The sequence below is a fragment of the Metabacillus indicus genome, assembly GCF_046603695.1.
In the GTDB taxonomy this organism is placed as follows: Bacteria; Bacillota; Bacilli; order Bacillales; family Bacillaceae; genus Bacillus_P; species Bacillus_P indicus.
Genome location: NZ_CP176757.1, coordinates 2808055 through 2823038 on the forward strand (window position 1 = coordinate 2808055; position 14984 = coordinate 2823038).

Consider the following 14984-nt stretch of genomic DNA (forward strand, 5'->3'; position numbering starts at 1 on the left):
TTACTGGCCCCTTTTTAATTTAGTCCATCCAATTGTAAGAACGAGAATGAGAACGGAAAGCATAACAATCGTCCCGCCCGGAGCTAAATCGAGCTGATAGGCTAACACTAAACCAATGATAACAGATATTTCTCCGAAGAGTACAGAAAAGAAAATGGCCTGCTTAAACCCTTTTGCAATCCGGATGCTTGCTGCCACAGGAAGCGTCATAAGCGATGAAACAAGCAGAATGCCGACAATCCGCATAGACGCTGCAATGACAAGCGCAACGGTTAAAATAAAGATAAAATGGATCCATTTTGAATGGATGCCCGATGCTGCTGCATGCTCCTCGTCAAATGACAAAAGGAACAGTTCTTTATAAAGAGCAAAAACAACGATCAGAACAAAGGCAGCAATGGAGATGATCACCCATAAATCCGTGCGCGTTACAGCACTTACACTTCCAAATAAATAGTTGAACAAATCTGTGTTAAATCCGTCCGCAAGTGAAATGAAGATAACACTGAGGCCTACTCCTGCCGACAGGATGATCGGAATAGCGAGCTCCTGAAAATGTTTATAAACGCCTCTGAGCTTTTCAATAAACAATGAACCCGCAACCGAAAAGCCCATTCCAAGATAAATTGGATTGAGTCCTGACATGCCGAGGACTTTCTTTTCAAGAAGAAGACTCGCGGCGATGCCGGCGAGTGTCACATGACTTAAAGCATCTGCAATCAGCGACAGTCTCCTGACGACAACAAATACTCCCAGAAGCGGAGCTATGAAACCAATTAATATGCCTGCAAGAAACGCATTCTGCAGGAATTCGTACGTAAATATACTGTTAATCATTTTTACCTTCCCCCATGATCGTGATGATCGTGAGTCAACACATGAACTGAATGACCGTAATAGTCAGACATATCAGAGCTCTTCAGGCTTTCAAATTCCTGTGTATTTCCGTGGAAATGCATATGTTTATTTAAGCATGCGACATGTGTTACCTTATCTGTGATCGTTCCGACATCATGTGTAACGAGAATGAGGGTAATACCCATGCCTTTGTTTAAACGCTGCAGCATTTCATAGAAGCTCTGAACGGTTTGAGCATCAACTCCGACTGTCGGCTCATCCAAAATGAGCAAATCCGGATCACTCACAAGCGCTCTGGCAATAAAAGTCCGCTGCTGCTGCCCGCCTGAAAGCTCTCCTATGTTTCGGTTTGTCAGTTCTTCAAGCCCGACTGCGCCAATCGCTTCTTTTACTTTTTGATGATGGGCATGGTTCAGTTTCTTAAATAACCCAAGCTTTGATGTCAGCCCGCTCGCAACCACTTCATAGACAGAAGCCGGAAACCCGGTATTAAAGCTGCTGGCTTTCTGGGAAACAAAACCGATCCGATGCCAATCTTTAAATTTGCGGATGTCCTGGCCGAAAAGCTTTATATTCCCGTGATCCGGCTTTAATAGCCCAAGCATGCATTTAAGCAGCGTTGTTTTTCCGGATCCGTTTGGGCCGACAAGACCGAGAAAGTCTCCCTCTCTCACGGTAAAATGAATATCCTCGAGCACCGCGGTGCGTTCATATGTGAAAGTCAGACTTTGAACATCAATAATAGGCTGATTCATTACATTCACTTCCAAGTTTCAGAATGGTTCCGATTTATTTTCGTAAAAAAAGATCAGAAGCCATGTCTGATCTTTAACATAGAGATTATACAAGATTACCCGTAAAAGAGCAAGAATTTCTGCTTAGTGAATCGCAGATTTAAAATTGGTACCCTTTGTTTCCTGGGTGTTCATGATGGTGATAAAGGCGTTTGTGTCAATCTCATGCACGATGGATTTAAGCTTAGTCACCTCTAGCCTTGTCACAACCACATAAATGACTTCTTTTTCATCATCAGTATAGCCGCCTTTTCCTTTCAGCTTTGTTGTACCCCTTCCAAGGCGCTGAAGGATGGCATCAGAAACATCTTCATAATAATCGGATATGATGATGACCGCTTTAGTTTCATCTAGTCCCTGAATGACTGTGTCGATTGTTTTAAACGCAATATAGTAGGCCATGACGGAATACATCGCCTGTTCCGGCCCGAAGACGAACGCCGCCCATGCAAAAATGAAAATGTTGATGAACATAACGAATTCGCCTACTGAAAACGGAAGCTTCTTAGTCAGTAGAATCCCGAGAATCTCCGTTCCGTCCATCGAACCGCCATTCCGGATGACAAGCCCGACACCCGCTCCAAGCATCAGTCCGCCAAACACCGTTGCAAGCACGGGCTGGTTTGTAAAAGGTTCTACATGATGCAGCATACTTTCAATGACCGCGAGAAACACAATGCCGAAAATAGACGAGATCATAAATGTTTTGCCTATTTGTTTGTAGCCGTAGTACATAAACGGCAGATTCAGAACGACCACAAGTGTCCCGAAATTAATAAACGGGAGGGATTCAGGGGAAAGGTAGTCAAGTATCAGCGAAATTCCGATGATTCCTCCGTCAATGATCTGATTGGGAATTAAAAACAGTTCAATCGAAGCTGCTGCAAGGGCAGCTCCGATCACAATCAGGATCATCCTTCTGGCAAACCGTCCTGCACTTTCTTTTTTATGCTGTTTTTTTGCCACAATAAAACTCCTTTCTTAAAGAATTCCTGTTCCGAATATGTGTAAAAAATTTGCCTTTCTTCTTTCCTGAATAGGCACTTTTTAAAAAACTCCGCCATACATTGAACTGTAGAGGAGGTTATGTACGTGATTTTATTTCAAAAGATTGTCAACCAGAAACTGAATACCCTTGATACAGACGGCCTGCTTCAGCTTGCCAAGCAGAATAACCTTTCCATCAGCAGACCCCAGGCACAGGAAATTGTGAAAATCATCAGAGGGAAAAACATCAATATTTTTAACGATGCAGAACGAATCGATCTTTTAAAACGGGTGGCTGCCATTACTTCGCCTGCGACAGCCCAGAAGGTCAATCAGCTCCTGCAGCAGTTTATTGGGTAAAAGCTGCCGGTTTCCCGGCAGCTTTTTTTTTGTTTTATTCCTGATTGCGTATTAAATCAAGCAAATCCGGGTTATATTCCTGATTGCGGAGCATCTCAATTTCAAAGCGGTACGGAGGCTTCTTGTCTTTTTTATCTTCGCCTACATATGGCGTTTCAAGGATTTTCGGAACATCCGAGAGTTCAGGATGATGAACAATCCGGTTCAGTGCTTCAAAGCCGATGTGACCGAAGCCGATGTTTTCATGGCGGTCTTTTCTGGCTCCTGCCGGGTTTTTGCTGTCATTGATGTGAAGAACTTTCAGTCTGTCGAGTCCGATAATGGAATCAAATTCCTTCAGGACGCCGTCAAAGTCATTGATCAAATCGTAGCCGGCATCATGAGTATGACACGTATCAAAACAGACGGATAAATGTTCATTATGAGTCACTCCGTCAATGATCTGTGCAAGCTCATCAAACGACCTGCCGCACTCAGACCCTTTTCCGGCCATAGTCTCAAGGGCGATCTGAACATTTTCTTCTTTCACAAGCACTTCGTTCAGGCCTTCAATAATCTTTTTAATGCCTATATCGGCTCCCGCACCTACGTGCGCACCCGGATGCAGCACAATCTGTTTTGCGCCGAGTGCGTGGGAACGGTCTATTTCCGAGCGCAGAAACTGCACACCGAGCTCAAACGTTGCCGGATTTGTCGTGTTGCCGATATTGATGATGTACGGTGCATGCACGACAATATCCGAAATGCCGTGCTCCTTCATGTGTGCAAGACCGGCCGCAATGTTCAGGTCTTCTATCTTTTTTCTTCTTGTATTCTGGGGTGCTCCTGTATAGATCATAAACGTATTTGCACCGTAAGAAGCCGCTTCCTCACTTGCCGCAAGGAGCATTTTTTTTCCGCTCATTGATACATGTGATCCAATTTTAAGCATGCCTTATCCCCCTACTTGCGCTTTTTGTTCAATCTTCTTTGGCGTTTTTTAATTTCATCCATTTCACGGGACATTTTCTTTTTGTAGCCCGGTTTGACGCCCTTAGGCTTTCTCACCATGCTTTTCGCCATCTGTTCGGTTCCGTCTGACGGCTTAGCCCGTTTTTGTCTGCGTTTGCGGTCGTCAATCGTTTTCCACTCGCCATTTGCAAGGTCCATGTTTTCAAACTGGATGCCAAGCTTTTCAAGCAAGTTCAGAGCATGCTCATTTTCAGGCTCATAAATGGTTGCCGCAATGCCTGAATAATCAGCTCGTCCTGTACGGCCGACGCGGTGGATGTAAAAATCAAGATCGCTTGGCAGTTCAAAATTGATGACGTGGCTGACTCCGTCGATATCAATTCCGCGTGAGGCAAGGTCTGTTGCAACAACGTACTGATACTCCAGGTCATTAATCTGTTTCATCATTTTTTTGCGGTCTCTCGGCGTCAGATCCCCGTGGATTCTGCCGACTCTCAGTCCTTTTGCAATCAGTCCGTCTGCAACCTCATCCGCTTTCTTTTTCGTGTTTGTAAACACGATGGCAAGAAACGGATTATAGCTTTTCAGCATTTCATAGAGCAGATTTGTTTTATTGCGGTGACGCAGGGGCACAAGGACATGTTTGATTTTCTTCGCCGCTGCCTGTTTAGGTGCAACATGGGTGAATTTCGGGTTTTCCATGTATTTTTTTAAGAATGGCTTTAGTTTCTCAGGAATCGTTGCCGAGAATACAAGCATTTGAAGCTTTGCAGGCATAGCTGCACCGATTTTGTCCACATCTTCAATAAAGCCCATATCAAGCATAAGATCAGCTTCATCGACAACAAGCGCTTTTGCATGATGAACATGCAAGGCGTTTGCTGCAACAAGGTCTTTAATACGCCCAGGCGTGCCAATGACGATTTGAGGCTGAGTTTTCAGTTTATCAATCATTCTTTGCTTATCGGTTCCGCCGATAAAGCATTTCGCTGTAATTGTTTCGTTTTCAGGAGCAAATTTAATAATGTGAAGAGCATCCTGGTAGATTTGATTTGCAAGTTCTCTTGTAGGTGCGGTAATGACGACCTGCACACTTTCGTCTGCGGCATCGATTCTTTGAATAAGCGGCAGCAGATACGCATGGGTTTTTCCCGTTCCTGTCTGTGACTGCCCGATTGCCGTTTCCCCTTTCAGAAGGGAAGGAAATAAGCGTTCCTGTATTTCAGTTGGTTCATAAAAACCCAGCGCTTTAACAGCATCTATAATAAAAGGCTTAAATGGAAACTGAGTGAACTTTGTCTGTTCCATGTTCATCATCTCCTTGATGAAAAATTAAAGTAAGACGGTTTTAGCCATACGAAGGTGAGATCTTCTTTCAAACAAAAACACTGCACGCATCCGGAGACACGCCTGTCCATCAAAACATTATATACGATATCCGGCAAAAAAACCAATTTGCTTTTTGGCCTATTCTCATAAATCTGCTGACCATCCGCAGGTACCCTGCATATTGTGTAGGTAGGATAGACGTTAGTTTAAAGGAGGGTCATCATGTTTCAGCAAAGACCAATGCCCCAAATGCCTTCAAGAGGTATGCAGCCCCAGAGAATGCAAATGGGCGCACAGCGGTTTTCGGGGCAGCCTATTGGATATCAGCAAGCAAGAGGATTAGGCTCATCCAGGTTTCAGCCTTTCGGACCGCAGATGGGATCATTTGGACCGCAGTTTGGCGGACCGGGTTTTGGAGGTCCTGGTTTTGGAGGTGCCGGGTTTGGCGGACCGGGATTCGGGGGACAGGGATTCGGGGGACAGGGATTCGGAGGAGCAGGATTTGGCGCACAGCAATTCGGACAGCAGGCAATCGGAAAAAGCGGAGGGCTAAAAGGTCTTTTATCGAGATTTTTGCCGGGCGGCGGAGGCCAGGGACTTACAGGTGCGGCGAATGCAGCGCAGGGCCTTCAGGGACTCACAAATCCAGCCAATCTTTCAGGCATGCTTGGAAACGTTCAGAAAGTGCTGGGCATGGCACAGCAGGTCACTCCAATGGTTCAGCAGTACGGGCCTTTGGTACGAAACCTTCCGGCTATGATTAAAATTTACAGCGAACTTAAAGGCGGAGGCTCAAGCGACGACGGCGAAAGCACAGAAACAGCTGAAACTCAGCCTGCAGCAATAAAGACTGAGGCCGTTTCAACCGAAACATCAGAGCAAGAAACTTCAGCTGAAGTAAAACAGGCTGCAGTGAAAGAAAAAACACCTGCAGTCAAAGGCGCTTCTGCTCCAAAGCTGTATATCTGATATTCTTCTTTGAATTATTCCCCAGTCTCAGCTATAATAATGAGGAGATTACAAGAGCCAAGAGCCTGATTCTTTGGCTTTTTTCTCTTTTCTGTAAAGTACTTCTCTTTAGGGGGCTCTTTTTAATGGAAGTAATTAAGATTGCACCGCGGGGCTATTGCTATGGCGTAGTAGATGCCATGGTTATTGCCAAGAATGCCGCTCTCGATAAAACTCTGCCGAGACCGATTTATATCCTCGGCATGATTGTTCACAATAAACATGTAACTGACGCATTTGAAGATGAAGGCATCATCACGCTCGACGGAAGCAACCGCCTTGAGATTCTTGAGAAAGTCCAAAGCGGAACCGTCATTTTTACCGCTCACGGCGTTTCTCCGGAAGTAAGAAAGATAGCATCCGAAAAAGGGCTGGTTACCCTTGATGCGACATGCCCTGATGTAACAAAAACACATGATCTGATCCGTGCAAAAAAAGCGGAAGGTTATCATGTCATATACATCGGAAAGAAGTCCCATCCTGAACCTGAAGGAGCTGTCGGTGTAGCGCCTGATATCGTCCATCTTGTTGAAACAGAAGAAGATGTCGATGCTCTGACATTCCAGAATGATAAAATCATCGTCACAAACCAGACAACGATGAGCCAGTGGGACGTTTATGACATTATGGAACGCGTGAAAGAAAAATACCCGCATGTTGAATATCACCAGGAGATCTGCCTTGCGACACAGGTGCGCCAGGAAGCCGTTGCCGAACAGGCCAAAGATGCTGACCTGACGATTGTTGTCGGAGATCCGAAAAGCAACAACTCAAACCGTCTAGCCCAGGTTTCTGAAGAGATTGCAGGCACGAAGGCCTACCGCATTTCAGACATCAGCGAACTGAAGCTCGAATGGTTTGAAGGAGTGAAGAAAGTGGCCATCACAGCAGGCGCTTCAACTCCGACCCCTATTACCAAAGAGGTCATTCAGTTTCTTGAAAAGTATGACCCTGAGAACACTCTGACGTGGAATATTGAGCACAATGTTCCCCTGCAGAAGATTCTTCCGAAAGTAAAAGCAAAATAAAAAAGTACAGCCGCCGGAAATCCTTTTTTCCGGCGGCTGTTTTTTATACAAGGCTAAATGGATCGGTGTTAATTGCTGAAGGGTAGATGCCCACTTCAAATTTCTTTTCTTCACACATTGAAAGCAGAAGGTCTGAGACCCCTTTTTTCATCACTTTCTCAGCGTTGTGGCCCGGGTCAACGATGTTTAGGCCAAGCATCATAGCGTCGTGAGCCGTATGGTAGTACATATCCCCTGTCACATAAACATCAGCACCCTTGCGTTTTGCGTGATGGATATATTTGTTTCCGTCGCCGCCAAGAACCGCTACTTTTTTGACTTTGTCTTCTTTATTTCCAACAAGTCTCACAAACGGCACATCGAGCGCCTCCTTTACATGAACGGCAAACTCTTCAAGTGTCATTTCTTTTTCCAGTTTTCCGATTCTGCCAAGACCAAGTGACTTCCCTCCGTTTTCAACCGGATAGATGTCGAACGCAGGCTCTTCATATGGATGTGCTTTCATCATAGCTGATACAATTTTCTTCTGACTGCTCGCTGGAATGACCGTTTCGATTCTCTCTTCTTCTGCACATTCCAGCTTTCCTTTTTCTCCGATGTAGGGATTCGTTCCTTCAAGGGGAAGAAAACGCCCGATTCCTTCTGAAGAAAAAGAACAATCGCTGTACATGCCGATGTGACCTGCACCTGTATCCCCCAGAACGGTCCGTATCCGGCCGGCGTGATCTTTCGGGACATAGACCACCAGTTTCTTCAATGTCTCCTGATAGGTGTCTGCCAGGACTTCTGTGTCTGTGAGCCCGAGAGCGTCTGCGAGCAGATCATTCACTCCGCCTTCTGCGACATCCAGGTTTGTATGGGCAGCATACACGGCGATATCATGCTTGATGCATTTTTCAATGAGTGCTCCGCCTGGCTGGTCGGTTGCAAGCTGTTTTAGCGGCCTGAAAATAGGAGGATGATGGGCAATGATCAGGTTTGCCTTTTTTTCAATGGCTTCATCCACCACTTCATCAAGTACATCCAGTGCCACTAATACGCCTGTTATCGGTTTATTCAGCGTTCCGATCTGCAGGCCGATTTTGTCTCCTTCCACCGCATATTCTTTCTTTGAAAAAGATTCGAAGAGCTGAATGATTTCATAGCCGTTTGGTTGTTTGCTCATTCTCCCGCCGCCTCCTCAAGCATGGCAATCATGCGAGTTAATTCCTGCATTTTCCTGCTGTTTTCTTCGCTTTCTGTTGCCTTGCTTATATTTTCTAAAATACGTTTATAGTGTTCTTTTTCCTGTGACCACTTCTTTATAAACGTGCTTGATTGTTTTCGCATTAAATGGGGTCCTACAAGAAGGCCGGTTTCAAGAGAAACATCTTGATACGGAGCTTTTGCGTCTCCTCTTTCCCCGACAAGAATTTCATAGATTTTTCCGTCCTCTTCCAAAATCTCTTCATTCACCAGTTCCCAGCCGTTTTGAAGCAGCCATTCTCTAATGTGATGAGCATGAATATTCGGCTGAAGAATCAGCCTCTGCACACCCTGGAGCTTTTCCTTTCCTGCATCCAGAATCTTTTCGATCAAAGCACCGCCCATGCCGGCGATCGTAATGCAGGTGACTTCATTCGGCCCTATCACTTCCAGCCCGCTGCCGAGACGCACAGAGATGACATCCTCGAGTCCGCTTTTTTTCACCTGTTTTTTGGCAGACTGGTAAGGCCCTTCCACAACCTCTCCCGCTACTGCAGAAGCGGCCAGCCCGTTCAGAAGGGCATAGCAAGGCAGATAGGCATGGTCTGAGCCGATATCAGCAAGCACCGCACCTTCAGGTATATAATCAGCCACTGTTTTCAGCCGTTTTGATAAGTTTACATCGTTCATTTTCTATCACCACATTCTTATGTACTTTTAAATCAGTCTCTCTATATAATAAGAAAAGTCCTCCGCAGATGCAAAGGACTTTTCTTTATCACATTATGTAATGCTTTAAGCGTCATAATATGACCCGGTTCAAGGCTATTTGATTTCTGATACCCATTTGGCCATTTCGTCAAGCTTTTCATCAGGAACAAGTCCTGCAGGCATTGCTCCGCGGCCGTTTTTAATCGTGTCTTTGATTCCGTCAACACCGAGCTTGTCCCCTACTCCTTTAAGAGCCGGACCTGCTCCGCCTTCGTAATTCTCACCATGGCACGAAATACAGTTCTGCTTGTAGATTTCCTCCGGTGAAGCGTTTGCAACTTCCCCTGATTTATCTTCTTCTTTTCCTTCACCAGCCATTTCCTTCATATCGCCGAGCCCCTTGATGGATAAGAAAAACATAAGGCCGATTCCGATTACGGCAACTAGAGCAAATGGAATGAGCGGATTGCGATTCATTATGTAACCTCCCCTATGTAAAAATCTTGAAATGCAGGTAAACGATAGGTTTAAACAATCTCTATTTTACTTGAAAACGCTGTTAAGGAAAAGAGTTATTGCAGAAAGATGGCGTATTTTTCAAAAATTAGACAAAAAAACCTCATCTGTTAAGATGAAGTTCTTCAAATCACGTTCGTTCAGCACCCAATCTGTCTGGCAATAACCATTCTTTGAACTTCACTCGTGCCTTCACCAATCTCAAGAAGCTTTGCATCCCGAAGATAGCGCTCCACCTGGTATTCTTTCATATAGCCGTATCCGCCATGAATTTGGATCGCCTGGTTGGATACCTCTGTGCACATTTCAGATGCGAACAGCTTGCAGTAGGACGCTTCTTTAGTGAATGGCTTTCCTTGATCCTTGAGCCAGGCCGCTTTGTATACCGCTGTACGCGCAAGGTCAATTTTCATGGCCATGTCAGCAAGCTTGAACTGTATCGCCTGAAACTCGCTTAGCGTTTTGCCGAATTGCTTTCGCTCCTTTGAGTAAGCAAGCGCCTTTTCAAATGCCGCCTGTGCAATCCCGACAGCCATTGCAGCAATTCCGATTCTTCCACCGTCAAGAGTCATCAGGAATTGTCTGAAGCCGTTCCCCTTCTTGCCAAGGAGATTTTCAGACGGAACCTCGACATCTTCTAAAATCAGTTCTGTCGTGTTGGATGCGTTCAGCCCCATTTTTTCATAATTATCAATGACCTTGAAGCCAGGTGCATCTGTAGGAACAATAATTGCACTGATTTCTTTTTTTCCTTCATTCCGTGCAGTAATGGCTGTTAGTGAAAGAAATTTGGCGTAAGAAGCATTTGTAATGTAGCATTTGTTGCCGTTGATCGTAAACTTGCCGTCCTTTTCAACTGCTTCAGTCAGAGTTCCTCCTGCATCAGAGCCTGCGTTAGGCTCAGTAAGACCAAAAGCCCCTAAAGACTCTCCAGAGCAGATTTTTGAAAGATATGTTCTCTTCTGCTCTTCTGTTCCAAACATGCTGATTGGCGCCCCGCCTAAAGAAATATGGGCGGAATATGTAATGCCTGTCGAACCGCAAGCTTTGCTTAATTCTTCCGTTACGATTGCAAAACTGGTTGTATCTGCTCCGCTTCCGCCGTATTCCTCAGAGAATGGCAGGCCAAGAATGCCCATATCCCCCAGCTGTTTGAAAATTTCGGCCGGAAACTGTTTCGTTTTGTCCCGTTCATATGCTCCCGGTTCCACAACTTCTTCTGCGAATTCCCTGATGGTTTTTTGAATCATGCGCTGCTCTTGTGATAGTTCAAAATTCATTTTATCCCTCCGTTTTGAATACGCTTACATTACAAATTATAAGATGAACAGCTCTATTTTCACAACTTTTTAAATTTTTTATTTTATGAAAAAATATTTTTTTGTGTTTGTTTTGTGCCCAGTTGCCCGGAGATGATCCTGCAGCCGGAATGAAACCCGCATGTTATCAGGGTAAAATCATGTTTTCCCCGTCTATTCAGCAATTGCTGCCGAAGAATTTTTTTATGAAGGCAGTTTGCAAATTAAATAACAATTAAGTAAAATAATGAAAAGAAGATGTAAGAAAAAGGGTGTTAGCGCTGTCACATCTGATTCTTAAGAATTTGGACAACAAAAAAAAAGCGAACGTAATGTCCGCTTTCTGCTTTCTATTCGAGAAAATCTTTAAGGCGTTTGCTTCTGCTTGGATGGCGAAGCTTGCGAAGGGCTTTTGCTTCAATCTGACGGATACGCTCTCTTGTTACGCCGAAAACTTTTCCGACTTCTTCAAGAGTCCGGGTACGGCCGTCGTCAAGTCCGAAGCGTAGACGAAGCACGTTTTCTTCCCGGTCAGTAAGAGTATCAAGTACATCTTCAAGCTGTTCTTTCAGAAGTTCGTATGCAGCATGCTCAGATGGAGATGTGGCATCCTGATCTTCTATAAAGTCACCAAGATGCGAGTCATCCTCTTCCCCGATTGGAGTCTCAAGAGAAACAGGCTCCTGGGCAATCTTAAGGATTTCTCTGACTTTATCAGGCGTCAGATCCATGTCTTCCGCAATTTCCTCAGGTGAAGGCTCACGGCCTAAATCCTGAAGCAGCTGGCGCTGAACCCGGATCAGCTTATTAATCGTTTCAACCATATGAACCGGAATACGGATCGTTCTTGCCTGGTCGGCAATGGCGCGTGTTATGGCCTGGCGAATCCACCAAGTAGCATAGGTACTGAATTTAAAGCCTTTGCGGTAATCAAATTTCTCTACCGCCTTCATCAGTCCCATGTTGCCTTCCTGGATCAGATCGAGAAACAGCATTCCGCGGCCTACATACCGTTTTGCAATACTGACGACAAGACGGAGGTTTGCTTCAGCGAGTCTTCTTTTCGCTTCTTCGTCTCCTTCTTCTATCCGGTTTGCAAGCTTAATTTCTTCGTCTGCAGTCAAAAGGTCTACTCGTCCGATTTCTTTAAGGTACATGCGGACAGGGTCATTTATTTTAACGCCCGGCGGCACACTCAAATCATTCAGGTCAAACTCTTCTTCCTTGGCAAGCTGCTGAATGTTCGGGTCTTCTGTTGATTCATTATCTCCCACCAGTTCAACACCCTGTTCACCCAGGAACTCATAATACTCATCCATTTGGTCTGATTCAATTTCGAAGCCTGACATGCGTTCAGCAATCTCTTCGTATGTTAAAACTCCACGTTTTTTTCCGATTTCAGTTAATTGGTCCTTAGCCTGTTCCAATGTCAATTCAGAATCATGGGTTTGTTTATCAGCCATTGGATCCCCTCCTTCCAAACTCTTGCAATTAGTGCTTTATAGTAATGTTCTGATTGGAAATAAACAATCAGCAACAGTGAATCTCATTTCAGTGCTACTTAAGGCTTTGTTTCAGCTTAATGATTTCCATGGCAATGCCGGCAGCTTTAACAAAATCCTTTTTGCGTTCTGCATCGTGCTTTTCAGATTCTTTTTCTTTTATCATTAACCAATTTTGGTGATTCAACACCTGTTTGATATAATCTGACAGCTCCCGCTCCGAAATTTCTTCATTCACGGAAAGCATCGCGATATCTGAAACCACTTGATGAAGCTTATGATCAGGCAGTCTCCTCAGAAAGGAGCTTACATTTGCTTCAAAGCCCTCTTCGTAATAAGCATATAAATAAGTAATAATGGCTCTGTGTTCCTCAATATTAAATTGAAGCCCCACCCTGTCCAGCACTTTTTGGGCGATTTCTTTGTTTCTCAGCATGTGGGCGATGAGCAGCCTTTCTGCATTATGAAAAGCTTTCAGAAGGCGCTTTTGCTGCGGTATTCTCGTCTCCGTTTTTGGAGGAGCCGGCGCTGCCTGCTCTTTTTTCGGCTCACGCTGCCTGCTTCCTTTCTGATCAAGCACACGGCTTTTCAAAACATCCATGGAGAGTGAAAACTCTTCAGACAGCTGTTTCAGATAAAGCTCAATTTCAACAGGATTGTCAAGAAGACTCAGCTCTCTGACTATATCTTCGATGTACTGCAGTCTTTGTCCTTCATCGTGCAGATTTTTGCCTTTTCTGAACATCTGCATCTTAAATGCCATCAGCGTAATGCTTGCCCCTATTACATCCTGCCTGAACTTCTCGGCTCCGTGTGTCCGGATGTAGTCATCAGGGTCTGTCCCATGAGGCAGGGCGGCTACCCGCATTTTGCATCCTGCAGCAGCAAGTGTTCTTGAAGCCCTGAGCGTTGCCTCCAGGCCTGCAGAATCTGAGTCATAGCATATGATAACATCTCCTGCATTTCTTTTGATGATTTTTGCCTGGGCATCTGTAAGCGATGTACCCATTGTGGCAATCGCATTCGGCACATTTGAACGGACAGCAGATATCACATCGGCAAAACCTTCGAATAAAACGGCTTGCTGATTTTTGCGTATATGTACTCTTGCCTGATGAAAATTGTAAAGGACCTTGCTCTTATTGAAAATCGGGGTTTCAGGACTGTTCAGAAACTTCGGCTGTTCCTTGCCGAGCACTCTGCCTGAGAACGCGATTGTTCTCCCGGTATGGTCAAGGATCGGGAACATAACTCTGTTTCTGAAGCGGTCAAGATAGGAATCAGAATTGTTCTTCTTAACAAGAAGCCCTGCTCGTTCCATCATTTCGGGACTGTATCCGCGTTTGGTCAGAAATTTCGCAGCGAAATCCCACGAATCAAGCGAATAGCCGATTTCAAACTGATCGATAGTTTCCTTATCAAAGCCTCTGCCTGTCAGATAATCAAGAGCTTCCTGGCCTTCTTTCGTGTTTACGAGCAGGTGATGGTAAAACTTTTTCAGCAGTTCATGAGCTTCAATCATTTTTTCATCATCGCTGTTTGCGTCTTTTGGCTGGGCGGAATGAAGATGATCCGGCAGTTCTATGTTAAGCCTGTCTGCTAAAGATCCGGCTGCCTCCACAAAGGAGAGCCCTTCTATCTGCATCAGAAAGGAAAAAACATTTCCTCCGGCGCCGCATCCAAAACAGTGGTAGATCTGCTTATCATGCGAGACAGAAAATGACGGAGATTTTTCTCCATGAAAAGGACAGAGACCAAAATGATTTCGCCCCTGCTTTTTCAATTGAACATATTCGCCTACAACATCCACGATATCTGCAGACTTCTGAATCTGATCAATAAGTTCGTCAGGAATACGATTTGCCATAGTAACATCTCCGTGAAACTAATATTCGCGATTTAATCACCAATTCCTGCATCTTTCGACAAAATCTTTTGAAGGGTGAGGACAAAATGTTCCCGGTCTGCTCCGGTAAACTTCTTCGGTCCTTTCGTATGATTCCCGCTTCGCCGTTCCTTTGCGGAAAGATACCTGAACTGAAGAGCTGTTTCAATCGAATCTTCTGTAAGTTCTATACCCCGGGGTGTGATAACTGTAACCCCTTTTTTAAGGAGAAGCCCTGCAAGACCGATGTCCTGAGTCACAACGGTATCGTGTCTCGAGGTGTGATTAACAATGTATAAATCAGCAGCTTCTTTTCCTGTGTCCACGTATACCCAGTCGCATCCATATGTAGTTGATGACTGATGATTGTAGGAAGCAACAAACAGGACCCGTACCCCGTGCAATGCAGCCAGATCAGCAATCTCCTGTTTAACCGGACACGCATCTGCGTCGACAATAATCTGCATCTTTTTTTCGCCGTCTTTCACTATTCTACATCACTCCGAAGGATTCCTTCTAAACTATCCAGAAAAGATGCCAAAGGAAATCAAGACTGAATTTGTCGAATTATT

At 44.9% G+C, this 14984-nt stretch carries 15 protein-coding genes; 3 read left to right on the forward strand and 12 right to left on the reverse strand.

The window, feature by feature from the left end:
* The 3 genes from ACK1LH_RS14460 to ACK1LH_RS14470 form a co-directional block, all read right to left on the reverse strand.
* Entirely contained in the window at positions 1–837 is an 837-nt protein-coding gene (locus ACK1LH_RS14460) for a metal ABC transporter permease (RefSeq protein WP_035207175.1), read from the reverse strand.
* Positions 838–839: 2 nt separating this feature from the next.
* Positions 840–1613, reverse strand: coding sequence for a metal ABC transporter ATP-binding protein (locus tag ACK1LH_RS14465; protein ID WP_029279631.1), 774 nt, complete (start codon positions 1611–1613; stop codon positions 840–842).
* Between the two features lie 123 nt (positions 1614–1736).
* Entirely contained in the window at positions 1737–2618 is an 882-nt protein-coding gene (locus tag ACK1LH_RS14470) for a YitT family protein (protein WP_411333467.1), read from the reverse strand.
* Positions 2619–2738: 120 nt separating this feature from the next.
* Here ACK1LH_RS14470 and ACK1LH_RS14475 point away from each other — a divergent pair, with 120 nt between their 5' ends.
* Positions 2739–2999, forward strand: coding sequence for a DUF2624 domain-containing protein (locus tag ACK1LH_RS14475; RefSeq protein WP_406818057.1), 261 nt, complete (start codon positions 2739–2741; stop codon positions 2997–2999).
* Between the two features lie 34 nt (positions 3000–3033).
* On the opposite strand, the gene ACK1LH_RS14480 is transcribed toward ACK1LH_RS14475, so the two are convergent.
* Both ACK1LH_RS14480 and ACK1LH_RS14485 read right to left on the reverse strand, forming a co-directional pair.
* Complete coding sequence (locus ACK1LH_RS14480; protein ID WP_035207180.1) at positions 3034–3930, reverse strand: deoxyribonuclease IV; 897 nt, start codon at positions 3928–3930, stop codon at positions 3034–3036.
* A gap of 11 nt (positions 3931–3941) precedes the next feature.
* A complete protein-coding gene (locus ACK1LH_RS14485; protein ID WP_035207181.1) occupies positions 3942–5258 on the reverse strand; it encodes a DEAD/DEAH box helicase in 1317 nt (438 codons plus the stop codon).
* Positions 5259–5501: 243 nt separating this feature from the next.
* Here ACK1LH_RS14485 and vrrA point away from each other — a divergent pair, with 243 nt between their 5' ends.
* Together vrrA and ACK1LH_RS14495 are read left to right on the forward strand one after the other, a co-directional pair.
* Positions 5502–6248, forward strand: coding sequence for a VrrA/YqfQ family protein (vrrA, locus tag ACK1LH_RS14490; RefSeq protein WP_411333468.1), 747 nt, complete (start codon positions 5502–5504; stop codon positions 6246–6248).
* 125 nt (positions 6249–6373) lie between these two features.
* Positions 6374–7315: a 4-hydroxy-3-methylbut-2-enyl diphosphate reductase gene (locus ACK1LH_RS14495; protein WP_035207187.1), complete on the forward strand. Its 942-nt coding sequence runs from the start codon at positions 6374–6376 to the stop codon at positions 7313–7315.
* Between the two features lie 43 nt (positions 7316–7358).
* On the opposite strand, the gene ACK1LH_RS14500 is transcribed toward ACK1LH_RS14495, so the two are convergent.
* The 7 genes from ACK1LH_RS14500 to ACK1LH_RS14530 all read right to left on the reverse strand — a co-directional run bounded on the left by ACK1LH_RS14500 (position 7359) and on the right by ACK1LH_RS14530 (position 14879).
* Positions 7359–8480 (reverse strand): Nif3-like dinuclear metal center hexameric protein, encoded by a 1122-nt coding sequence (locus ACK1LH_RS14500; RefSeq protein ID WP_411333470.1) that lies wholly within the window; start codon positions 8478–8480, stop codon positions 7359–7361.
* Positions 8477–9190, reverse strand: coding sequence for a tRNA (adenine(22)-N(1))-methyltransferase (locus ACK1LH_RS14505; protein WP_029279614.1), 714 nt, complete (start codon positions 9188–9190; stop codon positions 8477–8479). The genes ACK1LH_RS14500 and ACK1LH_RS14505 overlap by 4 nt, the downstream gene beginning before the upstream one ends.
* Before the next feature lie 135 nt (positions 9191–9325).
* Positions 9326–9688 carry a cytochrome c550 gene (gene cccA / locus ACK1LH_RS14510; RefSeq protein ID WP_029279613.1) on the reverse strand — a complete coding sequence of 121 codons (363 nt, stop codon included), beginning with the start codon at positions 9686–9688 and terminating at the stop codon, positions 9326–9328.
* A 179-nt stretch (positions 9689–9867) separates the two neighbouring features.
* A complete protein-coding gene (locus ACK1LH_RS14515) occupies positions 9868–11007 on the reverse strand; it encodes an acyl-CoA dehydrogenase family protein (protein ID WP_035207197.1) in 1140 nt (379 codons plus the stop codon).
* Positions 11008–11375: 368 nt separating this feature from the next.
* Complete coding sequence (rpoD, locus tag ACK1LH_RS14520) at positions 11376–12488, reverse strand: RNA polymerase sigma factor RpoD (protein ID WP_029279609.1); 1113 nt, start codon at positions 12486–12488, stop codon at positions 11376–11378.
* A gap of 94 nt (positions 12489–12582) precedes the next feature.
* A complete protein-coding gene (dnaG, locus tag ACK1LH_RS14525; protein ID WP_029279607.1) occupies positions 12583–14394 on the reverse strand; it encodes a DNA primase in 1812 nt (603 codons plus the stop codon).
* 32 nt (positions 14395–14426) lie between these two features.
* Positions 14427–14879, reverse strand: a complete 453-nt coding sequence (locus tag ACK1LH_RS14530; RefSeq protein ID WP_051827336.1) for a YaiI/YqxD family protein — start codon at positions 14877–14879, stop codon at positions 14427–14429.
* Positions 14880–14984: the final 105 nt, after the last annotated feature.